The 21,587-nt window shown below is 71.3% G+C and carries 26 protein-coding genes and 2 pseudogenes; 10 read left to right on the forward strand and 18 right to left on the reverse strand.

Features of this window, described 5'->3' with window-relative positions:
* Window positions 1–29: 29 nt before the first annotated feature.
* From O7605_RS28195 to O7605_RS28205, 3 genes are read right to left on the reverse strand one after another with little or no spacing between them, the layout of a single operon-like run.
* On the reverse strand, window positions 30–860 hold the full coding sequence (locus tag O7605_RS28195) for an ABC transporter permease (protein WP_269741994.1): 831 nt from the start codon (window positions 858–860) through the stop codon (window positions 30–32).
* Entirely contained in the window at window positions 857–1,726 is an 870-nt protein-coding gene (locus O7605_RS28200) for an ABC transporter ATP-binding protein (RefSeq protein WP_269741995.1), read from the reverse strand. Before O7605_RS28200 ends, O7605_RS28195 begins: the two co-directional genes overlap by 4 nt.
* Window positions 1,723–2,682 carry an ABC transporter substrate-binding protein gene (locus O7605_RS28205; protein ID WP_269741996.1) on the reverse strand — a complete coding sequence of 320 codons (960 nt, stop codon included), beginning with the start codon at window positions 2,680–2,682 and terminating at the stop codon, window positions 1,723–1,725. Before O7605_RS28205 ends, O7605_RS28200 begins: the two co-directional genes overlap by 4 nt.
* 262 nt (window positions 2,683–2,944) lie before the next feature.
* On the opposite strand from O7605_RS28205, the gene O7605_RS28210 reads away from it, so the two are divergent.
* Entirely contained in the window at window positions 2,945–3,790 is an 846-nt protein-coding gene (locus O7605_RS28210) for a MaoC family dehydratase (RefSeq protein ID WP_269741997.1), read from the forward strand.
* Window positions 3,791–3,823: 33 nt separating this feature from the next.
* Here the strand turns inward: O7605_RS28210 and O7605_RS28215 are convergent, their stop codons facing one another.
* On the reverse strand, window positions 3,824–4,873 hold the full coding sequence (locus tag O7605_RS28215) for a zinc-binding dehydrogenase (protein WP_269741998.1): 1,050 nt from the start codon (window positions 4,871–4,873) through the stop codon (window positions 3,824–3,826).
* A 71-nt stretch (window positions 4,874–4,944) separates the two neighbouring features.
* Between O7605_RS28215 and O7605_RS28220 the strand changes: the two genes are divergently transcribed.
* Window positions 4,945–5,538: a TetR/AcrR family transcriptional regulator gene (locus tag O7605_RS28220; RefSeq protein ID WP_269741999.1), complete on the forward strand. Its 594-nt coding sequence runs from the start codon at window positions 4,945–4,947 to the stop codon at window positions 5,536–5,538.
* Window positions 5,539–5,545: 7 nt separating this feature from the next.
* Here O7605_RS28220 and O7605_RS28225 read toward each other — a convergent pair whose 3' ends face one another.
* The 3 genes from O7605_RS28225 to O7605_RS28235 all read right to left on the reverse strand — a co-directional run bounded on the left by O7605_RS28225 (window position 5,546) and on the right by O7605_RS28235 (window position 7,116).
* On the reverse strand, window positions 5,546–5,836 hold the full coding sequence (locus tag O7605_RS28225) for a DUF427 domain-containing protein (protein ID WP_269742000.1): 291 nt from the start codon (window positions 5,834–5,836) through the stop codon (window positions 5,546–5,548).
* 135 nt (window positions 5,837–5,971) lie between these two features.
* A complete protein-coding gene (locus tag O7605_RS28230) occupies window positions 5,972–6,469 on the reverse strand; it encodes a metallophosphoesterase family protein (protein WP_269742001.1) in 498 nt (165 codons plus the stop codon).
* 65 nt (window positions 6,470–6,534) lie between these two features.
* Window positions 6,535–7,116: a TetR/AcrR family transcriptional regulator gene (locus O7605_RS28235; RefSeq protein WP_269742002.1), complete on the reverse strand. Its 582-nt coding sequence runs from the start codon at window positions 7,114–7,116 to the stop codon at window positions 6,535–6,537.
* A 65-nt stretch (window positions 7,117–7,181) separates the two neighbouring features.
* Between O7605_RS28235 and O7605_RS28240 the strand changes: the two genes are divergently transcribed.
* On the forward strand, window positions 7,182–8,195 hold the full coding sequence (locus O7605_RS28240) for a hypothetical protein (RefSeq protein WP_269742003.1): 1,014 nt from the start codon (window positions 7,182–7,184) through the stop codon (window positions 8,193–8,195).
* 71 nt (window positions 8,196–8,266) lie between these two features.
* Here O7605_RS28240 and O7605_RS28245 read toward each other — a convergent pair whose 3' ends face one another.
* A complete protein-coding gene (locus O7605_RS28245) occupies window positions 8,267–8,719 on the reverse strand; it encodes a hypothetical protein (RefSeq protein ID WP_269742004.1) in 453 nt (150 codons plus the stop codon).
* A gap of 121 nt (window positions 8,720–8,840) precedes the next feature.
* Here O7605_RS28245 and O7605_RS28250 point away from each other — a divergent pair, with 121 nt between their 5' ends.
* Window positions 8,841–9,956, forward strand: coding sequence for a MerR family transcriptional regulator (locus tag O7605_RS28250; protein ID WP_269742005.1), 1,116 nt, complete (start codon window positions 8,841–8,843; stop codon window positions 9,954–9,956).
* A 16-nt stretch (window positions 9,957–9,972) separates the two neighbouring features.
* Here the strand turns inward: O7605_RS28250 and O7605_RS28255 are convergent, their stop codons facing one another.
* The gene (locus O7605_RS28255) at window positions 9,973–11,157 is read right to left on the reverse strand and encodes a hypothetical protein (RefSeq protein WP_269742006.1); all 1,185 of its coding nucleotides are present in this window, start codon (window positions 11,155–11,157) and stop codon (window positions 9,973–9,975) included.
* 197 nt (window positions 11,158–11,354) lie between these two features.
* On the opposite strand from O7605_RS28255, the gene O7605_RS28260 reads away from it, so the two are divergent.
* A complete protein-coding gene (locus O7605_RS28260) occupies window positions 11,355–11,762 on the forward strand; it encodes a nitroreductase family deazaflavin-dependent oxidoreductase (RefSeq protein WP_269742007.1) in 408 nt (135 codons plus the stop codon).
* Window positions 11,763–11,979: 217 nt separating this feature from the next.
* Here the strand turns inward: O7605_RS28260 and O7605_RS28265 are convergent, their stop codons facing one another.
* The 3 genes from O7605_RS28265 to O7605_RS28275 all read right to left on the reverse strand — a co-directional run bounded on the left by O7605_RS28265 (window position 11,980) and on the right by O7605_RS28275 (window position 14,313).
* A complete protein-coding gene (locus O7605_RS28265; RefSeq protein WP_269742008.1) occupies window positions 11,980–12,606 on the reverse strand; it encodes a DUF4291 domain-containing protein in 627 nt (208 codons plus the stop codon).
* Between the two features lie 173 nt (window positions 12,607–12,779).
* Window positions 12,780–13,310: a GNAT family N-acetyltransferase gene (locus O7605_RS28270; RefSeq protein ID WP_269742009.1), complete on the reverse strand. Its 531-nt coding sequence runs from the start codon at window positions 13,308–13,310 to the stop codon at window positions 12,780–12,782.
* Window positions 13,311–13,362: 52 nt separating this feature from the next.
* Window positions 13,363–14,313, reverse strand: coding sequence for an aminoglycoside phosphotransferase family protein (locus tag O7605_RS28275; protein ID WP_269742010.1), 951 nt, complete (start codon window positions 14,311–14,313; stop codon window positions 13,363–13,365).
* 183 nt (window positions 14,314–14,496) lie between these two features.
* On the opposite strand from O7605_RS28275, the gene O7605_RS28280 reads away from it, so the two are divergent.
* Window positions 14,497–14,835: a hypothetical protein gene (locus O7605_RS28280; protein ID WP_269742011.1), complete on the forward strand. Its 339-nt coding sequence runs from the start codon at window positions 14,497–14,499 to the stop codon at window positions 14,833–14,835.
* Window positions 14,836–14,928: 93 nt separating this feature from the next.
* Window positions 14,929–15,288: a VOC family protein gene (locus O7605_RS28285; protein WP_269742012.1), complete on the forward strand. Its 360-nt coding sequence runs from the start codon at window positions 14,929–14,931 to the stop codon at window positions 15,286–15,288.
* An 8-nt stretch (window positions 15,289–15,296) separates the two neighbouring features.
* Here the strand turns inward: O7605_RS28285 and O7605_RS28290 are convergent.
* A pseudogene (locus tag O7605_RS28290) lies at window positions 15,297–15,446 on the reverse strand (DUF7003 family protein); the annotation flags it as partial.
* 26 nt (window positions 15,447–15,472) lie between these two features.
* Window positions 15,473–15,700, reverse strand: a complete 228-nt coding sequence (locus tag O7605_RS28295) for a hypothetical protein (RefSeq protein WP_269742014.1) — start codon at window positions 15,698–15,700, stop codon at window positions 15,473–15,475.
* Window positions 15,701–15,817: 117 nt separating this feature from the next.
* Between O7605_RS28295 and O7605_RS28300 the strand changes: the two genes are divergently transcribed.
* Window positions 15,818–16,315: a DinB family protein gene (locus O7605_RS28300; protein WP_269742015.1), complete on the forward strand. Its 498-nt coding sequence runs from the start codon at window positions 15,818–15,820 to the stop codon at window positions 16,313–16,315.
* Here the strand turns inward: O7605_RS28300 and O7605_RS28305 are convergent.
* A pseudogene (locus tag O7605_RS28305) lies at window positions 16,212–16,607 on the reverse strand (VOC family protein); the annotation flags it as partial. The gene O7605_RS28300 and the pseudogene O7605_RS28305 overlap by 104 nt on opposite strands.
* Before the next feature lie 131 nt (window positions 16,608–16,738).
* Here O7605_RS28305 and O7605_RS28310 point away from each other — a divergent pair.
* Window positions 16,739–17,581, forward strand: coding sequence for a PHP domain-containing protein (locus O7605_RS28310; RefSeq protein ID WP_269742016.1), 843 nt, complete (start codon window positions 16,739–16,741; stop codon window positions 17,579–17,581).
* Entirely contained in the window at window positions 17,578–18,159 is a 582-nt protein-coding gene (locus tag O7605_RS28315) for a histidine phosphatase family protein (protein WP_269742017.1), read from the forward strand. Before O7605_RS28310 ends, O7605_RS28315 begins: the two co-directional genes overlap by 4 nt.
* Before the next feature lie 98 nt (window positions 18,160–18,257).
* Here O7605_RS28315 and O7605_RS28320 read toward each other — a convergent pair whose 3' ends face one another.
* Genes O7605_RS28320 through O7605_RS28330 form a run of 3 tightly spaced genes read right to left on the reverse strand, consistent with a single transcriptional unit; the run spans window position 18,258 to window position 21,534 of the window.
* Complete coding sequence (locus O7605_RS28320) at window positions 18,258–19,061, reverse strand: S-methyl-5'-thioadenosine phosphorylase (protein WP_269742771.1); 804 nt, start codon at window positions 19,059–19,061, stop codon at window positions 18,258–18,260.
* A gap of 38 nt (window positions 19,062–19,099) precedes the next feature.
* Window positions 19,100–20,488, reverse strand: coding sequence for a hypothetical protein (locus tag O7605_RS28325; RefSeq protein ID WP_269742018.1), 1,389 nt, complete (start codon window positions 20,486–20,488; stop codon window positions 19,100–19,102).
* Entirely contained in the window at window positions 20,485–21,534 is a 1,050-nt protein-coding gene (locus O7605_RS28330; protein WP_269742019.1) for an NAD-dependent epimerase/dehydratase family protein, read from the reverse strand. Before O7605_RS28330 ends, O7605_RS28325 begins: the two co-directional genes overlap by 4 nt.
* Window positions 21,535–21,587: the final 53 nt, after the last annotated feature.

Genomic DNA, 21,587 nt, shown 5'->3' on the forward strand with positions numbered 1-21,587 from the left:
GACGTGGCCGGGTCGCCGGGGCGGCCCGGTCAGAAGGTGACGCCGTAGCGGCGCAGGGTTCTGCTGCTGACGGCCCGCAGGATCCAGTCGAAGAGGTAGCCGAGCACGCCCAGGGCGATGATGCCGACGAAGACCCACTCGGTCTTGGCGTAGTTGCGGGCGGTCCAGATCAGCGAGCCGAGGCCGCTCTGCGCCGCCACGATCTCGGCGGAGACGATCGTCAGGAAGGAGTTGCCCATGGCCAGCCGAGCGCCGGTCACCACGTGCGGCACGGTCGAGGGCAGCACCACCGAGACCAGGGTGCGGGCCGGACCGGCGCCGAGCGCCCGGGCTGCCCGCAGCCGCAGTTCGTCGACCGACAGGACCCCGGCCAGCGTGTTGAGCGCGACGATGAAGACGGTCGTGTAGAAGATCAGCGCGACCTTCGACGCCTCACCCGGGCCGAGCCAGATGATCGCCAGCGTGACGAAGGCGATCGGCGGCACGAACCGGAAGAACTGGATGTACGGGTCCAGCATCAACCGCAGCCACGGCACGCAGCCCATCAGCAGCCCGACCGGTACCCCGATCACGACGCCCAGTCCCCAACCGGTCAGGATCCGCGTCGACGAGGCGCTCACCGAGCTCCACAGGGTGCCGTCCTGGACCAGTTCGACCGCGCCGCGCCAGGTGAGCAACGGCGACGGCAGGAAGAAGGCGGTGTAGTTGCGGCTGACCAGATCCCAGATGACGATGCCGAGCGCCACCGACAGGACCGACAGCCCGACCCGGGTCAGCCGGGGCCGGCTCCGGCGTCGGCGGGCCGGACCGGGCTCGGCGCGGCCGGTCCGCTCCGGGACGGTACGGACGTCCACGCTCATCGTCGCGTCCTCCTGTCCTCATCGGCGGCCCGGCCGCCGTTGTCGCCAGCGGCCTGCCTGGCGTCCGGCCCGTCATGCCCGTCGTCGAGGCCCTGGGCGCGCAGGGTCCGGGCCACCTCGGTGCCGATGTCCTCGCGCAGCTGACGGAAGAGCGCGGCGCTCGCCGGGTCGGTCAGGTCACGGGGCCGGGGCAGGTCGCACGGGTAGACGTTCTTGATCGCCGCCGACGGACCGGCGGTCATGGTGACGATCCGGTCGCCGAGCAGGATCGCCTCGCCGATGTCGTGGGTGACGAACACGATCGTCGCGCCGGTCTCCCGCCAGATCCGGTCGAGTTCGACCTGCATCACCAGCCGGGTCTGCGCGTCCAACGCGCCGAACGGCTCGTCCATCAGCACGACCGACGGTTCGTTGGCCAGCACCCGGGCCAACTGCGCACGCTGGCGCATGCCGCCGGAGAGCTGACCGGGAAACCGGTCGGCGCTGTGACTGAGCCCGACCATGGCCAGGTAGCGGTCCACGGCGCTGGCCCGCTGCGCCTTGCCGACGCCGCGCATCCGGGGGCCGAAGTCGACGTTCTGGCGTACGGTCAGCCACGGGAAGAGGGCCTCGGCGCTCTGGAACACCACGCCGCGCGACACGTCGGGGCCGGTGACCCGCGCACCGGCGCAGGTCACCTCCCCACCGACCGGCTTGACGAACCCGGCGATCGCGTTGAGCAGCGTGGACTTGCCGCAACCGCTGGGGCCGAGCAGGCAGACGAACTCCCCACCGGCGATGTCCAGGTTCGCCTGGCGGACCGCCACGAAGTCGTCGAAGCGGATGTCGACGTCGCGTACGGACACCGGGGAGCCGGAGCGGTTCACACCACTCCCCTGACCATGACCGCCGCCGGGTCGGCCTTCTGGTCCACGATGTTGCTTTCCTGCTGGAACTGGGCGATCTCGTTGTAACGGGCGATGTCCTCGTCGGTGAAGTCCCGAACCTGGCACTGCACGCCCTCGAGCAGGGACTGCGCCTCGGCCGCCGGAACCTTGATCGCCGCCTCGGTGACCGTGCCGGCCTTGGCCGGGTCGGCGGTGATCTGCTCGCACGCCTGGGCGATGGTGTCGACGACCTTCTTGGCGGTCTCTGTGTTGGCCTCGTACCAGGCGCCGTCGACACCGATGATCAGGTTGTAGACGTACCCGATGTCTCCGCTGGTCAGCAGCACCGTGCCGCCGTTGGCGACGCCGCGCGACGGCCACGGCTCCCACATGATGTAGCCGTCGACGTCGCCGCGCTGCAGCAGTGCCGGCATCTCGGCGGGCGAGGCGTTGACGAACTCGACCGCGTCGCGGCTGATGCCCTCGCTGTCGAGAACCTTGTTGGTGGCGTACTCGTTCACGGTCCCCGGCACGACGCCGTACTTCTTGATGCCGGCGACGTCGGTGATGCCGGAGCGGGCGACGAGCTTGATGAAGCTGGGCGACTGGGAGAAGACCGCGAGTCCCTTGATATCGCCCCGCGTCGCCCGGTTGAGCAGGCTCGACTCGGTGCTGGCGGTGACCTGGCCCTGCTTGGCCAGGATGGCGTCGAGTCCGCCGGTGCCCTCCTGGTACTGGGTGACGGTCACGTTGAGACCGGCCTGCTCGAAGAGGTTTTCCTGATTGGCGAGGTAGATCGGCGAGTACGCCGGGTCGACGCCGACGCCGAAGTTGACGGCGGCGGAGGGGGCGGCGCTCTCGCCGTCGGGCTCCCCGGACGACTGGTTCTCGGAACATCCCGCCACGGCGACGGTCATCAGCAGGGCTGCGGCGGCGGCCCGCACTCGCATTCTCATGGCTACCCCAGACTTAAGCGGCTCATATTGTGGTCGTGGTTGCTTAATATGGGACGCTACTGTGAGGCGGTTTACAACGTCAAGAGTTTCGACCGATGGCCTCTAGACACAGACAGTAGCCAGAGTCGGGCAGGTGCCCCCAGCACGCATCGAGGAGACACCGACCGTGAAGTACCTGAACAACCCAGTTGACGCGGCGAATCCGGAATCTGGGTCGGAAGCAACGCCATCCGGGCCGGTGACTGAAAGTGGCGGACAGGCGATGCCATCCCGACTCTGCTCACCGAACTGTTACCCACGAACGACGACCGAGCGGGCGTGGACCGTCGCCGACACGATCCGCTACGCCCTCGGCGTCGGTGCCGGACAGACCGACCCCGCCGACGAACTCCGCTTCACCACCGAGAACTCCACCGGCCACCGGCACGCCGCGCTGCCGACCTTCGCCACCCTGCTCGCCGCCGAACCGCCATACCTCGGCGAACCGGCCGTCGTCCGGCACGCCGGTGAGACCCTGACCCTGCACCGGCCGCTTCCGCCCGCCGGTCACGCCCGCATCACCGCCACCGTCACCGGCGTGTACGACCAGACCCGCGGGGCCCTGGTCCGCCACCGCTCGGAGATCCACGGCGTCGACGGCGCACCGCTGGCCACCGTCGAGCGGGCCATGTTCGTCATCGGCCGCGGCGGTTTCGGCGGACGGCGCGCACCGGTCACCGCCTGGCAGCGGCCGGCGGGGCAACCCGACCACACCGCCCATCATCGGATCCGCGCCGATCAGGCCCTGCTCTACCGGCTCAGCGGCGACCGCAATCCGCTGCACTCGGATCCGGCCGTGGCCCGTGCCGCCGGGCTGCCCGGTCCGGTGCTGCACGGGCTGTGCACGTACGGCTTCGCCGCCCGGACGCTGCTGCACGCGGTGGCCGACGGGGATCCCGACCGGATCCACCGGATCAGCGCCCGGTTCAGCGCGCCACTGTTTCCCGGCGACACCCTCACCGTGCTGGTGTGGCGGCGGCCGGGTGGTGCGCTCTTCCAGGCGGCCGACGGTCGGGGCCGGCCGGTCCTCGACCGGGGTGTCTTGGAGCTGCGCCGCGGACCAGCGTGACGGCCGACCGGCAGGACGTCGCCGCCGACGGACCTACGGGACCAGGACGATCTTTCCCACGTGACGGCGGTGGGCGAGTTCCTCCTGGGCGTCAGCGGCCTGGTGCAGCGGGAAGGTCGTCGCGATGACGGGTGCGATCTCACCCCGCCGGGCCAGATCCATCAGGAGTTCGAAGTGGGCCGGGCTGTGCATCGCGGAGCCGATCAGCTGCGCGTTGTGCAGGTAGAGGCGACGCACGTCGAAGCCCACCTGGTAGCCGCCGAGCGCGCCGGCGACGACCCATCGACCGCCGTCGCGCAGCAGGGGCAGACCCTCGTCCACGAGATCGCCGGCGACGACGTCGAGCCCGACGTCGATGCCCTCCGGGGCGACGGCGCGGACCTGCCCGACGACATCCTTCGCGCGGTCCACCACATCGTGCGCCCCCGCCGCGCGCACCGCGTCGATCTTTTCCCCGCTGCTGATGGCCAGCACCCGCGCGCCGCGTGCCCGCGCGATCTGCACCAGCGCCAACCCCACGCCACCGGAGGCGCCCGAGACCAGGACGGTCTCCCCTGGGCGCAGCCGACCCCGCTCGATCATGCCCAGCGCCGTGCCGTACGCCGTGGGCAACGCGGCGAGCTGGTCGTCCGTGAGCGGTGACCCGGTCATGTCGTGCACCTGCCGTGCCGGTGCGGTCACGTACTCGGCGTAACCACCGTCGCGTTCGCTGCCCATCAGGCCGACCGGGTTCGCGTCCGGCCCGTCGGTGTCGTAGATCGCCGGATCGACGACCACGCGGCGCCCGACGAGGCCGGCGTCCACGCCGGGCCCGACGGACACGACCCGTCCGGCCACGTCGGCGCCCTGGATGCGGGGGAACTCGATCGGCCCCCGCCAGCCCGACCGCGCCGTCGGATCCCCCGGGCGGCCGTAGGCGCCCTCCCTGGTCCACAGGTCGGTGTTGTTCACCGCCACCGCGCTGACGCGGACCAGCACCTCCCCCGCCGCCAGGGCGGGCACCGCCACCTCCGCCTCGGTCAGCACGTCCGGCCCACCGTGCCGGGCGATCCGCATGGCACGCATCGTCGTCGGCACCGCCATGGCTGCCCCCTCCGCAAGTACACTGATCTGTGAACCACAACCGTACAGCGATCGGTGCGGAGGAGCCCCCGATGCCGGAAACGCGGGCCCGGACCCGGGCTGGCCAGCGGATCCTCGCGGCCGCCGAGGAGCTTTTCTACGAGCGTGGCATCACCGCCGTCGGCGTGGATCTCATCGCCGAGCACTCGGGTCTGACCAAACGGACCCTGTACAACCAGTTCGGCTCGAAAGACCACCTGGTGACCGCGTATCTCACCGAGCGCGACCAGCGCTGGCGCGCACTCGTGCGCGACACCGTCGACGCGTGCGATGATCCGGTCGAGGCGGTCACCGCACCGTTCGACGCGCTGCGGAGCTGGGGCAGGACCAGCACCCGCGGCTGCGCGTTCATCAACGCGCTCGCCGAACTGCCCGACCCGGCCCATCCCGCCCACCGCATCGCCGCGAACCAGAAGCACTGGTTGCTGGCTCTGTTCGGCGACCTCGCCACCGCGGCGGGCTGCGCGCGGCCCGTGCCTCTCGCCACCCGGCTCCTCGTGCTGCACGAGGGCGCTCTCGCCACCCGACCACTCGCCCTCGACACCCTCGGGGAAAGCACCGAGCTGGCACGTAACCTCGTTCGCGCCAGCCTCCGGACCGGCGGACGGGACGGCGCGCGACGATGATCCGACGTCAGTCGTCGCCGACGACCTTGACGTCCTTCCAGAACGCGACCCGGTCGCGGATCATTTCGGCCTCGGGCAGCGGCTGCGGGTAGTACCAGACCGCGTCCACGCTGGTCTGCCCGTCGTGCTCCAGCGTGTAGTACGACGCGGTGCCCTTCCACGGGCAGACCGTGTGGGTGTCGGAGTCCCGCAGCAGGTCGTCGCGGAGCGCGGCACGGGGAAAGTAGTGGTTGCCCTCGACCACGACGGTGTCCGGGCTCTCGGCGATGACCAGGTCGTTCCAGACGGCTTTCGGCATGTCTCCCAGACTAGGTCGGCGCACGGCCCGGCGGCGGCTCGTGCCTCGTCCGCAACGGTCGACTGGCGCTTGTCGGCGGCACGGCCGACCGCGCCGAGCGGCACGATTCGATGGGAGCGGTGTGGGGACGCGGCGCTAGCGCGGCACCTCGTGCAGCGTGACGGCGTCGAGCCGACCGTCGGCCAGTTCGGCGGTGAGGTACGTCGCGTACGGCTGACGGCGCCGGTCGGTCGGCGAGCCGGGATTGAGCAACCGCAGGCCGCCGGGGGCCTCGCTGTCCCAGGGAATGTGGGAGTGGCCGAAGACGAGCAGGTCGCAGTCGGGGAAGCGAGCCGCGCACCGCCGCTCCCGGCCGCCGGCCGGCCCGGTCTCGTGCACCACCGCGATCCGCATCCCGCCGATGTCCGCGCGGGCGATCTCCGGCAGTCGGGCCCGCAGGTCGGGACCGTCGTTGTTGCCGTGCACGCCGATCAGCCGGGCACTGCGCCGCTCCAGGTCGTCGAGCAGGGCGGCGCTGACCCAGTCGCCGGCATGGATGACCAGGTCTGAGGCGTCGACGGCGGCCCACAGCCCGGGCGGCAGGTCACGGGCACGTTTCGGCAGGTGGGTGTCTGCCATGATGACCAACCGCACCCGGTCAGCGTAGCCCCGCCCCGGCCCCGGCCCGCCCGCGTCGGATCACCCCACCGCCGAGGGGGTCAGACGCGACCGCGTACGAGCGGCAGGAAGACCTCGTCGACGATCTCGACCAGGGTCTCGTCGGGGACCGGAGGGGTGCCGCGCATCGCGTACTCGGCTCTCAGCAGCATCATCGGCGTCGCCGCGACCCGCGGGTGCACGGCCGTCGGCGGTGCCTCACCGCGGGCGACCGCCCGGTCGAGCATGGTCAGCCAGGCGCGGTCCATGGTGTCCGCGCCTGACCGTTGGCGCATCAGGTCGAGCAGCGCCGGGTCGTCCGCCGCCGCGGCCAGCAGGCTGCGCAGGACCGCTCCGTGCGGCGAGGACCACGTCTCGTTCGCCTTCCGCAGCATCTCGAGCGCGTCGCCCCGCAGGGTGCCGGTGTCGGGGTTCGGCATCGCGACGTCGGAGAGATGGCGGTACGCGGCGATGCCCAACGCCGCCCGATGCGGCCATCGGCGGTAGATGGCGTTCTTGTTGGTCCCCGCCCGGGCGGCGACCCGGTCCATGGTCATCCCCGCGTAGCCGGACCGGCGCAGTTCCTCCGCCGCCGCCCGCAGGATCGCCCCTTCCAGTTCCTCGCCCCGGCGTCTGGTGCCCATGCTTTGCAGGGTACTAGACGTACCCTATAAGGTACGCCACGTACCCTTTGGTGAGGAGAGCTGCCGTGCGCGTCTTCGGCATGAACTACGACACCGGCTTCGTGAGCGCCGGTTCCACCACCCACGAGCCGTTCGATCCCGAGACGGTACGGCGCGACCTGCGCGTCATCCGCGAGGAGTTGCGCTGCGACGCGGTACGCATCACCGGCGGTGTCCAGGATCGACTGGAGCTGGCCGCGCGACTCGCCGCCGAGGCGGGGCTCGAGGTGTGGTACTCCCCCTTCACCAACGGCCTCGACCGCGCCGAACTGATGGCGTTCCTGCTCGACGGCGCCGAGCGGGCCGAGCGGCTCCGCCGTACCGGCGCCTCGGTCGTGTACCTCACCGGCTCCGAGATCTCCCTGTTCACCGACGGTTTCCTGCCCGGTCGCGACCTGGCCGAGCGGCTGGCACTGTTCGCGGATCCGATGCGGATGCGGGAGGCGGTCCCGGTTGCCCGAGCCGCCGTACGCGACTTTCTCGCCGAGGTGGTGCCCGGGGTGCGGGAACGCTTCGGCGGCCTCGTCGGCTACGCCTCGATCCCGCTGGAGGGTGTCGACTGGACGCCGTTCGACATCAGCGCCAGCGACGCCGGCTACCGTGACGCGACAAACGCCGCGGCGTTTCCGCGGACCCTGGCCGCGGCGGTGGGGCAGGGCAAGCCGTACGCGGTTACCGAGTTCGGCTGCTGCACCTTCCGCGGCGCGGCCGACGTCGCGGGCGCGACGGAGCCGGTGGAATACGACGAGCAGGGCCGTGCCACGCGGCTCACCACCGAGCTGGAACGTGACGAGCAGGGCCAGGCCCGCTACCTGCTGGATCTGCTGCGCGATTACGAGCGTGGCGGGGTGGAGGCGGCGTTCGTGTACACGTTCGCGAACCGGCACCTACCGACCACGGAAGACCCGGCGCACGACTACGACCTGGCCGCGCGCGGGATCGTACGGGTGCTGCCGGACGGCTCGTGGACGCCGAAGGCCGCCTTCCACGCCCTGGCCGAATACGGCCGCATTCGTGCGAAGGCCTCGACCTGCTCCTGACGCGCGGCAAGCGGTGAAATCTGTTCACCTGGTGCGCGCCGCGTTGACCCGTGCCGCCGCGTCGTGGAGCCTCAGGCGGCGCCGGCGGCGGCCTGCGCGTCCCACATGCTGACCACCACGCCGAACACGAAGAGCTGCACCGGCGTCGCGAGCCCCGGCAACTCGATCGCGATGTCGCCGCGCCAGAAGCTGGTCTTGCGGACCGAGCCCACCCGGGTGTCGCCGAGAACCAGTTCCTCCTCGCCGCCCCAGATGGACTTACGCCGGAAGTGGTAGGTCTGCCCGGCCGTTTCGACGGTCCACCGCTTACGACCCACCCGATCGGCCGAGGCGACCAGTGTCCCCGCGTCGTCGACCATGGTGTAGCTGGTCCCCCAGGCGTTGGAGCGGACCTGGAAACGCCGCCCGTCCAGCTCGAACTCGCCACCGCCGCGCCAGACCGAACTGTCCCAGACGGCGATCTCCCGACCTCGGTCCGTCAGCACATAACGGCTGCGCCAGACGCTGACCCTGCGAGCTTCCATGCGACCAGGGTAGGCAACAGGACCTGCGGGTGGCGCGCGGCGGACATCGGGCACCGCGACCGGCGACCACGCGGCAGCCAACCCTTGCTCCTCACGCGGCGTGATGCCCGATAGTCGTGCCATGGCGGAGCAACTGACCGTGGGACGGGTCGCGGAGCTGGCCGGCGTCAGCGTCCGCACCCTGCACCACTACGACGAGATCGGCCTGCTCGAACCGTCCACCCGCACCGCCGCCGGACACCGGGCCTACTCCGCCGACGATGTGGAGCGGCTCCGGAAGGTGCTCGCCTACCGGCGGCTCGGCTTCGGCCTGCGCGAGATCGCGGAGCTGGTCGACGATCCGACCACCGACGCGGTCGCGCACCTGTGCCGGCTGCGGGGCCTGCTGATCGATCAGCGCGATCGCGCTGCCGCCATGGTGACGGCCATCGACGGGGAGCTGGACGCGCGGGCGAGGGGAATTCGGACGACACCGGAGGAACAGTTGAGAGTGTTCGGGACGCAGTTGTACGACGCCATCGGATCCGCCTACCCCGCGACCCGGCGCACCGAGCCACGGATCGCCACGCGTATCTGGGCCGCCCTGGGTGACGCCCGGACGGTGCTGAACGTCGGAGCCGGCACCGGCTCGTACGAGCCACCCGACCGCGACGTCACGGCGGTGGAGCCGTCGGCGGTCATGCGGGCGCTACGGCCGCCGGGCGCGGCACCGTGCGTGGCCGCGGCCGCGGAGCGCCTGCCGTTCGAGGACCAGTCCTTCGACGCCGCGATGGCGGTCAGCACCGTCCACCACTGGCCCGACCCGGTCGCCGGGCTGCGCGAGATGCGACGGGTGGCCCGCCGCGTGGTGGTCTTCACCTACGACGCCGACGACACCCGCTGGCGGCAGCGGTTCTGGCTCACCCGCGACTATCTGCCCGAATTCGCTGACCTGCTCGTCGGTTGGCCGTCGCTGGCCGACCTGACCGGCGCGATCGGCGGACGCGCCGAGCCGGTGCTGGTGCCGTGGGACTGCGTCGACGGGTTCTTCGAGGCGTACTGGCGCCGGCCCGAGGCGTACCTGGACGAACACGTCCGCCGCGCGGTGTCGGTGTGGACCAGGGTCGGACCGCAGGCCGAGCAGCGGGCGGTCAGCGGACTCCGTGACGACCTGTCCTCGGGTCGGTGGGCTGAGCGCAACCGAGACCTGCTCGCCCTCGACACGGCAGAGCTCGGTCTCCGCCTGCTCGTCGCCTGACGCCTCCGCGTCGCGGTCAGCTGCGCCCGTTCATGGCAGCCCGGATCCGCAGCCACGACGGGTCGCTGTCTGACGCGTCGGTGACCATCTCCAGTTCATCCGACTGCCAGGTCCGGATTCCGTCGGTCAGGTCAAGCTGGTCCACCTCGATGACCGGGGCCTCAACGGTCCCGGCGAGGAACTCGGTGACCGCGGCGGCTGACGCCCCGGCTGGGCTGGTCCGTCTCCCCGACAGCACCAGAAGCGTGCCGCCGCCGGCGACGATCAGCTCGCCGGTGGCGAAGGCCGCCAGGGCGGTCACCCTCGACCCGGGTAGCACCTCGTGCTCGGTCACCTGTTGTCCGTCGATCTCGAACTCGACGACCGCACCCTCCGGCGTACCGATCCAGAGAACACCCGGCCCGAACGCGACGTTCTGGCGCGACCAGGCGTGCATTCCGTCAAGCCACTCCTGCGGGTACGGGTACCCCGGACTGGGCTCGCCGAGCACCAGGCCGAGCACCCGGCGCAGCGACGGGAACTCGAACAGCTCAAGTGAGTTGTCGTAGGCGTTGCCCCGTACCGCGAAATGCCGCCCGTCCGGGCTGAAGATCGGCGTCTCGTAGCCGTCGCAGTCGAGGATCAGCGCCCGCCGCATAGGCCGCAGCACAGCCTCGGTGTCCCGGCAGAAGAGCACCAGGGTGGCGCCCTGATCGCTCTGCAGGGTGGCCACCAGGCCACCGCCCGGGTGCGCCGCGACTCCGGTGTCCCATTGCGGGCCGACCGTGGTTGCGCCGGAGGCGATGTCGAGAACGATGGAGGAGCCCCAGCCGTCCCCGCCGCCGCCGGGCGACAGCCAGAGCGTCTGACCGTCCGGACTGAACGCCACATCCCGTTGGTGTGCGGTCGGCGCAACGCCGTCGATCGCAGTGGTACCCGAGGGAGTCCAGCAGACCGTGCTGGCGCCATCCACTACCACCAGCCGCGGCTCACCGGGATGCCAGGCGGCAGACGGTGTCCGCTCGAACCGGTCATGGCCCACGGCGTCATAGCCGGCCGAGTCCGCGCCGAAGCCGCCAACCTCACGCAACTGCCCGACCGCGTACTCCCAGATCCGGATCGCCGGGCGGTCGGCGTCCCAGCCGGCGATCAACGGCAGTCTGGGGTGGCACAGCAACCGATCGAGCGTGGCTTTGGAGGGCACCTGGGCCAAGGTTTCCACCGGCACACCGTACCGGCGCGAAGCGGATGCCCAGCCCGTCGGATCGAACCAGCGCGCCGCTGCGGGAAAGAGTGCGGCTGCGGCCGGCTGCGGCGTGGATGGCGCCACGGTCGAGGGGCGATGGTCAGTGTCATGGTGCGGCGGGACTGTCAGAATCGGACTCAACGAGCCGGTACGGAACTGGTCGAGGGGAAGACATGAGCGACTGGAACGACAAGGTCATCGCCGAGTTTCGCGCCAACGGCGGTCAGGTGGGCGGGCACTTCGCTGGCCAGCCGCTGCTGCTGTTGCACACGGTCGGCGCCAAGAGCGGCCAGCCCCGCGTACACCCGATGATGTACCACAAGGTGGACGGTGGCTATGCCGTGTTCGCCTCCAAGGCCGGCGCGCCCACCAACCCCGACTGGTATCACAACCTGCTCGCGCATCCGCGCACGCGAGCGGAGATCGGCACGGACACGGTCGAGTTGGTCGCCCGGGTCGCCACCGAAGACGAGCGGGAGCGGATCTGGAGCGCGCAGAAGGCGGCGTACCCGTTCTTCGCCGACTACGAGCGGAAGACCAGCCGCCAGATCCCGGTCGTCGTGCTCGAACCGGCACCGTAGCGAGCGACGATCGACGTCCAGGGACGGCACTCGGGAAGGCCCAAAGAGGACTCCACCAAGGTCCGGGTCAGGCTCGGGTGAGAATGGTGATGCCGCAACTGGAGGCGATCAGCACCGACCGCCAGGCCGTCGGGCGCGGTCGCAGGGTGGTGCCAGGGTGGTGGCGGCGGGCCGACCGCCAGGGTGCGGAACCGGGCGCTCAGCGTCTCGGCGTGGCTCATGGCGAGCCGCCGTCGGCGGCACCGGACGGATCAGCGCCGATCACGGCCCCGATCTCGGCCGGCAGCGGATAGACCCGCTCGGTGGGTAGCAGGGCTGCGGCACCGGCGTCATCGCCGGCGACAAGTCGATCACGTATCGCGTGCGCCAGGCCGGTCACCTCGGCGATGGCGACGATCCACTCGTCGAGGTAACGGTCGACCGCCTCGCCGGACAGCCCCACCTGCAACGACCGGTACGGCAGCGGTCCGAGGCGCAGCGACCGCTCGGGATCCCACTGCACCCGCACCGGACTGGTCTGCACCCGCCGCGTCCACGCGGCACGGTCCGGGTACACGCTTCGGTCGAAGTGACTCAGGCAGGCTGCCGCCAGAGCCCACTCGAAGCCGCTACGCCGGATCTCGACCGCCAGCACCCGCTCCTGGCCGGGCTTGGACGCCCACCCGCAGCGATACATCATCCACAGGAACGACGGTTTGATCCAGGTCATCCGGTCCCGTTTGAACGGCGCCACGAACCGCCCGGCCGCCAGCGCCGGCACCGCGATCTGCGGCGGGTACGCCTGGTAGACGGTGACGGTGTCGGCGGTGTACCGAGCCCGAATCTGCCTGTCCCGAACGTCCACGCCCGAGATCCTCGCCGATCCGGCTGGCGGTCATCCACCAGATTCCGCGTCCTGGTCACCGCGCTGACCGCAGCCGTGACGCCAGCTTTGCGCGAGGTACCGGCCTGGTGCCGGAGGCACGGCTACTTCGCCGCGATCTCATCGTGCAGCCCGGCGACGGGTCGATGTGCCGATCAACCGGCCAGCTTCTCGAAGAGCTCGTTCGTCGTGTCGTAGTACCTCGTCGTCCGGCCGAGGTGCGTCATGCCGAGCCGCCGGCAGACAGCCTGAGAGGCATGGTTGTCCGGATTCGTGACCGCGATGACCCTCGTCAGACCTCGGCCGAACACGTCGTTCAGAGCCGCCGCCGCTGCTTCGGTGGCGTAGCCGTGTCCCCAGGCGTTCGGATGCAGGTGCCAGCCGATCTCGACATCGGCCGGCCCGCCGGCAGGTTCGCCAACCGACAGGGGAATCGGTTTGAGCAGAAGGTTTCCTACCAGCTGGCCGTCGGTAGCGGTGGTGATGGCCCAGATCCCGTGCACCGGATCGTCGATGGCGCGTCGGCGTGCGATCGAGGCGAGAGCCTCCTCGCGGCTGTTCATGGTTGTCGGCTGCGCGCCGAGAAACCGCACGACCTCCCAGCGCGACTCGAGGTCCAGCAGAAAGTCGGCGTCCTCGTCACGCCAGGGACGCAGCAGCAGGCGGTCGCTCGCGATGGTGCGCATCTGGTCCAACCTAGTGTTCCGGCCGGGGGCCGAGGGCCTGCGAAAGCGGATGTCACTGTGGCGGGCGGGGCTCGATGACACTGCTGGCCCGGTACTCGGCAACGATCTCGGCGAGGATACGTTGGCCGTCCGCGAACTCTGCCGCGTCTTCAACAGCGTCGAACGTGTAGGAGCAGGTGGCGAGGGTTTTCCAGAGGGCCCAGCCACGGCCACGCGCCCACGTCGCGTCATCCACCGACAGCCGGGTACGGAATGCCTGCCGGCCATCGGCGGTCAGAAGCGTCCAGGCGATCGCGAGATCGCAGGCCGGGTCGCCGACGCCGCACGTCCCGAAGTCGATGACGGCCGCCAACTGGCCGTCAGCAAGGAGCAAGTTTCCCTGGGCGACGTCACCATGGAACCAGCGGTCGACACCGTCCCAGCGGGCGTCGAGGGCCGTCGCCCAGATCTCGCGCACCAGCTCGGCGTCGACGCGGTCGTCCAACTCGACGAGCGCCTGCTCGACCATCTTCCCGTAGGTACGCAGGGTGCCGCCCCGGAACCAGTTGTGGACCCCCGGCCGCGGACCACCAGCGGCGTCGACGGCTTGCAGGGCCGCCAGGAACTCGGCCAGGTCGACCGCGAATCGCACCGGGTCGGCGATACGGTCCGAGCTGGCCGGCTCGCCGTCGAGCCAGCGGTAGATCGACCACGGGTGCGGATAGCCCGCGTCCGGCTTGCCTCTCGCCACCGGGATCGGGATGGGCAGCGGCAGCCGATCGGCGAGGGTGGGCAGCCACCGATGCTCCTTGTCGACCGCCAGGGCGTACTCGGCAGCGCTGGGCAGACGCACGAGCATGTCGGAGCCGAGGTGGAAGGTCCAGTTGTCCCAACCGCCGTTGGCCACCGGCTCGATCGGGAGGTCGGCCAGGTGCGGGAACTGGTCGGCGATGAGCCGACGCACCTGCTCCGCGTCGACGGTGACGCGCTGCGGCAGCGGACCGAGATCCGGAACGTCACTCACTGACCCGTCCTCGCCTGACTCTTGGTTTGAGCGCAATGTACGCGAGCGGCGGCAGCCTGTCGGTCATGAGCGGCTGGGCGGCTCGACCATGACGCGGCGGTGGCCGCCGGATAGAGGATAGGCGCGCCAAGTCGTCGAATGTGGCGTACGGTGCGGTGGCACCCGGTTGTCGGTGAGGTCGCTATGGATGAGCAGGACTTCTGGACACGGATGGAGTTCCGCATCCGCGCCGAGTTCCAGGGCTTCGCGGACCGGCGTCTTCGGTGGTACTGGTGTGATGGTCTGGTAGCCGAGCAGTACGAGTTACTGACCGCCGATCCGTGTATCCGTGGCCGGGCCTGGTCCGGGCCCAGTGGCCAGGAGCCTTGGCGGTTCGTGCTGCGGATCGGCCGGGGCGCGCGGACGCGTGCGGAGATCCCTTGGACCGCGCTGCTTCCCGGCGAGCAGGCAACGGGATGGCTGTCGGCCGATCCGCGACGCAGAATCATGCTGATAAGCCCGCTGGTCGGCTACCCCGAATGACCATTCGATGCTGCCGTGAAGCGCTCGTCACCTGGCTCTGTGCGACAGTGGCTCATGCCGTTGCGCAGGTACGACCTCAGAGCGTCAATCGCGGTGTCCGACATCGAACGGGCAGTCGCGTTCTACGAAGGCAGACTCGGCCTTCAGGCAGTGCGGTCCGGACCCAGCGCGGACATCCCCGACGGCAGCCGCATCTATGGTTGCGGGGGCAGGCCGGCCCTGAATGTCTACCAGTCGGTCACCGCCGGAAAGAGCCCCGCGACACTCGCGACCTGGTACGTCGACGGCATCGACCAGATCGTCGACGAGCTCGTCTCGTCCGGCGTCGAGATCACCCGGTACGACCAGTTGGAACATGACGCCAGGGGAATCACCGCGCGGGCCGGCGGTGGGCGCATCGCATGGTTCCAGGATCCGGACGGCAACACCTTCGCCCTCGAAGCCGACGTCTGACGACCCGGCTACAGATTCCCGGACTCCGGCCACTCGGACCAGTGGGTGTTCGGCGGTGCGCCGGGGGCGTACCGGGTGGGATCGCCGGTGGCCAGCACGTCGGCGATCTGGCGGAAGGTCTCCGACTCGCTGGGGCGCAGCCCGGCCGCCACGTCGGGATGGTGCCACGGCGCGCCGACGCGCGCTACCGGCGTCGGTTGCGGGGGTGGTTCCTGGCCGTCCGCTCGTTGCCGCGTCGGTAGTTGCCGGTGAGGCGCGCCATCAACTCCTGCGGATCTTCCTCGTGCACGTCGAGCAGGAATCGGGCCGCGGCGGCGCCCCTGAGCACCACGGCGGGGCGGCCGTGGTGGAGCAGTTCCACCTCACCGTTCTTGCGGAGGCGGTAGGTGAATCCCTCAGGCACACCGGGCATCGCCGTATCGTCCTCGCAGGTGGAGCCGCACGCGACCGAATTACGCTGCCCGGCCGGACCGGGTCGGCCTCGGGCACCGGCGATGCTTCGTCGACCCGGGGGTGGGATGCTTCTTGCATGCCGTCCTATCCACCCACCTTCGCCGACCAGGTCGTCGCACAGCCGGCGAAGGCCCAGTTCGAGACGTTCATCGACGAGCACCGCAGGGCGCTGACCAGCTGCCTGGACGGGCTGACCGAGGAACAGGCACGCCGGTCGTTGGTGGTCTCCCGGACCACGCTGCTGGGTCTGGTGAAGCACGCGACCTTCGTGGAGAAGGTCTGGTTCGACGAGGCCGTCACGGGCCGGTCGCGCGCGGAGATCGGCATCCCGGCGACGCCGGACGAATCGTTCGTCCTCGACGACGACGACACGATCGCCAGCGTCCAGCAGGCGCACCGCGAGGCCTGCGCGGCGTCCCGCCAGGCGACGTCGTCCCTGGGGCTGGACGACATCTTGCCCGGCAACCGGCGCGGCCCGCTGCCACTGCGGTGGGTGTATCTGCACGTGCTGCGCGAACTCGCCCAGCACTGCGGGCACGCCGACATCCTCCGCGAGCAGCTCCTGCACGAGTGAGCCGCGGTGTCCCGGACACCAGCACCTTGCCGTACGCGGCCCGCATGCCGGCGAAGGCCCGGTGCAGCCCCTCGATGTCAGTGGTGAGGACGAGACAGGAGCCGTACGACTGTTCCGGGTCGAAACCGGCGATCTCGAAGAAGTGCAGGTGCAGGTCCTCCCGCCGCAACGCCGCGTACGGGTTGGGTTTGCGCTGCTGGTACGTCGGGTGGAAGCCCAGCACCTGATAGAAGGCGACGACGTCGTCGATGGACGGACACGGCAGCAGGGGTACGGTCACCTCGTTGGCCATGGCACCTTCCTATGCGGCGTGGGACGCCCGTCGCACATGGAAATGGCCTACCGTCCGGATCGATCATCCGATCGGCCGACCGGGCAGGTGCCCGACCGCGTCCGACACCCGCCGACAACGGAGGTCGTCCGATGCCGCTGCCCCCGGACAGCCACGTGCACAGCGAGTGGTCGTGGGACACCCGGGTCGGTGACATGGAAGGGTCGTGCGCGCGGGCCGTCGAACTCGGTCTGCCGGCGATCGCCTTCACCGAACACCTGGACCACACCGCGTGGCGGGTCGCGACCGAGGGTCCGTACGTCTCGGAGCACCTCACCTCGCTCGCCGACGCGGGCGGGATACTGACGCCGCCCGCCTTCGACGCCGCCGGATACCTGGCGGCGGTGGAACGCTGCCGGGAGCGGTTCCCCCAGCTGCGCATCCTCAGCGGTCTTGAGCTGGGTGAGCCCCATCGCCACGCCGATCAGATCGCGCGGGTGCTGGCCACCGGCCGGTTCGACCGCCTCCTCGGTTCCCTGCACACGCTGCCCGATCAGGGCGGCTTCGCCGAGCCCTGGGCGATCTACCCGCACCGCGATCCGTACGAGGTGGTCCGCGCGTACCTCGCCGACGTCGCCACCATGGTCACCACCAGCGACACGTTCGACGTGCTGGCGCACATCGACTATCCGGTCCGCTCCTGGCCGACCGACGACGCCGGCCCCTTCGATCCCATCGTCTTCGAGGACGAGTTCCGCGAGGCGTTGCGGGTGACCGCGCTGTCCGGTCGGGCGCTGGAGGTGAACACCCGGCTGCCGTTGCACGCGACCGTGCTCGGCTGGTGGCACGAGGAGGGCGGCGACGCGATCACCTTCGGCAGCGACGCGCACCTGCCGGCCTTCGTCGGACACGGCTTCGGCGAGGCCGCTCGACTGGCGCAGGCGCACGGCTTCCGACCCGGCAGGAATCCCCACGATCTCTGGGGTCGGAGGTGAGCGCCATCCGGCCGCCGACCGAGATCGTGCTGGTCCGGCACGCCCGGTCCGTCCCACCCACCGCCGACGGTCCGGACGACTTCACCCGCCCGCTGACCGCCCACGGGCTGCGGCAGGCGAAGGAACTGGTGACGGCACTCAGCGAGCCGCGACCGGCGGCGGTCTGGTCCAGCCCGTACCGGCGCGCGATCCAGACCGTCCAGCCGACCGCCGACGCGCTCGGCCTGCCCATACGCACCCGGACCGACCTGCGCGAGTGGGACGACGGCCTTGCCTTCACCGAGGTCTGGGAGTCGCATTACGTCAAGAGCTGGACGGATCTGTCCCACGCACGCCCGGGCGGTGAGAGCCTCGAGCAGCTCGGCATCCGTGCCGTCGCCGCCCTGCGGGCACTCGCCCGGCACCACGCCGGCCGGGTGGTGCTCGTCGGCAGCCACGGCACCTTCGTCTGCCGGGCGTTGGCCGGTTTCGGCGTGCCGGTCAGCTGGGCCACGGTGCGGCGGATGCCGATGCCCGCGATCTACCGACTTCGCTTCACCGACCCGAGCACCGGTCCCGAGGTGTCCGGATGGACCTGATCGACTCGGCCCCGGAGCGGCCCGGTCACCGGCTCAGCCGGCCGCCACCAGGTAGGAGGAGGCCCGGTGAGCCGGACGAACAAGGTTCCGGCCGCGGGTCAGGGCAGCTCGATCGGGAGGGTGATGCCGTCCAGGCTGTGCGGACAGGGACAGTCCCGCTCGACCGGAAGTGCGGCGACCGCGTCGAGCAGCAGCCCGCGCAGCCGCTCGGTGTTCTCACCGAAGACCCGGAACACCTCCTGCTGGGTCACCCCGTGACCGCTGTGCACACCGGCGTCCAGGTCGGTCACCAGGGCGATGGAGCTGTAGCAGAGGGCCAGTTCCCGGGCGAGGACCGCCTCCGGGTGACCGGTCATGTTGATGACCGCGCCGCCGATCGCCGCGTACCACCGGGACTCGGCGCGGGTCGAGAAACGTGGCCCCTCCACCACCACCATCGTCCCGTCGTCGTGGGCGGGCACCGACCGGCCGGTGGCGGCCGCCAGCAGGGTACGCCGACCGACCGGACAGTACGGATCGGCGAAGGAGACGTGCACCGCGCCCTGCTCGTAGTACGTCTGCACCCGGCCGCTGGTCCGGTCGACGAGCTGGTCGGGTACCACGAACGTGCCGGGCCCGAGGTCCGGCCGCAGGCCACCGACGGCGCACGGCGCGAGCACCTGGCGCACCCCGAGCGACCGCAGCGCCCACAGGTTGGCCAGGTAGGGGATCCGGTGCGCGGGATGCCGATGATCGCGGCCGTGCCGGGGCAGGAACGCCACGCTACGGCCGCCGACCTCGGCGATCGTCACCGCGTCGGAGGGCGCACCGTACGGTGTCTGGACGACGTGTTCGGTCGCGCCGTCGAGCAGCGCGTAGAGTCCCGAGCCGCCGATGACGGCGAGTTCCGCGGATGGGGACACGCTCACCTCCAGTTCGCTACCGGCCGGGTCACGGCCGCCTACCACGTGGTCAGCAGCAGGTGGTTGATCGTGAGGGCCACCGCTGCCTGCGCGGTGAGCCAGGTACGGCGGCCGGTGGCGGGAATCAGGGCGGCGCCGGCCATGAGCCACCCGGTGAAGGGCAACCAGATGCGTTCGACCTCGGCCTTGCTGTAGCCGGACAGGTCCGCGGCGACGATCGCCGCCGCCGCGGCGAGCGGCAGCAGCCAACAGGCGTACCCGAGGGTGCCGTGCCGCGGTCGCGGCAGACCACTGCCCGGCCACCGCGACGAGACCGCCCGCCAGCCGGCGACCGCCGCGCGGCGGAGGATGACGGCGACCGCCGGGCCGGCGGCGACGGTGACGATCGCCAGGTTGGCCCAGACCCAGTAGCCGTACGCGCGTCGGCTGGCGATGCCCTGGTAGTAGCGCTCGACGACCAGGTGGTAGCCGGTCAGCCAGTCGAAGCCGGCGGCCGTGAACGCGCCCGCCACGAGTGCCGCGCCGCCGAGCGCCCACCAGGCGGTGCACCGGTGCCGGTGGCCCAGGACCACCACGGCCACCGCGACCGGAACCATCAACACCAGCCCGTAGGAGAGGTAGCAGCCGAAGCCCAGCAGCGCGCCGCCGCCGAGCGCGCCGAGTGCGCTGCCCCGGGCGACGCCGTACGCCAGCAGCGCGACGCCGGTGGCGGTCACCCCGGCGAACAGGCCGTCGGCGGACACGCCGGACCAGACCGCTCCCGGGAACAACGCCGCGAACGGCAGCACCGCGCGCGCCGCGTCGTCGGTGCCGAGCAGCCGCACGGTGTGTGGCACGGCGACGGCGGTGAGCGCCGCCGTCAGGATGCACAGCGTCCCCGCCCAGCCGCCACCGCCCAACCCGACCCGGTCCAGCCAGACGAACACCAGCAGCGCTCCGGGCGGGTGCCCGGACACGTGGGTGGTCCAGGAGTCCGGTTGGAAGTCGAGGATCCGGGTGGTGAAGGTGCCCAGCATGGCCGGGATGTCGGTGACGCCGGGCACCTCGTGCAGGTACTCGTGGCGGGTGCTCAGCCGGCCGGCGATGCCGCGTTGCCAGCCGTCGACCAGGGCCAGGGACAGCGTCCACGCCAGCGCGGTGGCGTAGGACAGGACGAGCAGCCGCCGCCACGGCAGCCGGGCCGCCAGGGCGGGTCCGCGCCAGCAGACCAGGACGGCCACCGCCACGGCCAGCGGGGTTCCCGGGCCGACGTGGGGTCGCCAGTGCGCGAACAGCGGTGCCGCACTGGCGTGCACCGGACGTCCCAGCAGGTGCAGCAGGGCACCGACACCGGCGGCGGCGGCGAACAGTCCGACGGCGACGCCGACGGCGATCAGGTCGGCCCGTGCGGTGGTACGCCGCAGCCGGACGAGCAGCGGTGTGCTCATCCGCGCAGCGGTGCGTGGGCGAACTGCCGGACTCCGTCGGCGAGGTGGACCGCCGCGCGGAACCCGAGTTCGTCCTCCGCACGGGCCGGTGAGGCGACCACGTGGCGTACGTCGCCGAGCCGGAACTCGCCGGTGACCACCGGCGTGGGCCCGCCGGTGGCCCGGGCGAGTTCGGCGGCCATCTCGCCGATGCTGGCCGGCCGGCCGGAGGCGACGTTGTAGGCCCGCCAGCCGGTGCGGCTGCCGGTGGCCGTCACCGCGGCGAGGTTGGCCGCCGCCACGTCGTCGACGTGGACGAAGTCGCGTCGCTGTCGGCCGTCCTCGAACACGCGCGGGGCCCGGCCCGCCGCCAGCGCGGAGCGGAATATCGCCGCAACGCCGCTGTACGGCGTGTCGCGCGGCATGCCGGGCCCGTAGACGTTGTGGTACCGCAACGCCACCGCGGTGCCACCGGTCTGCCGGCACCAGGCCGCCGTGAGGTGCTCCTGCGCCACCTTGGTGGCGGCGTACCCGCTGCGCGGGTCCAGTGGCGCCTCCTCGTCGACGAGTCCCGGCTCCAGGGCGGCACCGCAGGCGGAGCAGGCGGGCTCGAAGCGGCGGGCGGCCAGGTCGGTGGCGGCGCGTGGGGCGGGGCGTACCGCGCCGTGCCGGACGCAGCTGTAGGCACCCTCGCCGTAGACCACCATCGAGCTGGCCAGCACGAGCCGGTGGATGCCCGCGCGGGCCATCTCGGCGAGGAGCACGGCGGTGCCGAGGTCGTTGCAGCCGACGTACTCGGGCAGGTCGTCGAGGTCCACGCCGAGCCCGACCATGGCCGCCTGGTGCACGACCACGTCGACGCCGGTCAGGGCGGCGGCGACGGCGGCCCGGTCGCGCAGGTCGGCCTGGCGCAGCGGGGCGCCGGCCACGGTGTCCGGCAGCGGTGCGCGGTGCGCGCCCGGGTGACCGGCGTCCACGACGGACACCTGATGGCCGGTCCGGTGCAGCGCGGCGACGACGTGGGTCCCGATGAAGCCGGCTCCGCCGGTGACGAGTACGTGGGTCACGGCGCCGACGCTAGAGCCCGACGGGCACCGGCGGCGGCCGTGACGGGCAGCCG

It is taken from the genome of Verrucosispora sp. WMMA2121 (assembly GCF_027460185.1).
GTDB lineage: Bacteria > Actinomycetota > Actinomycetes > Mycobacteriales > Micromonosporaceae > Micromonospora > Micromonospora palythoicola.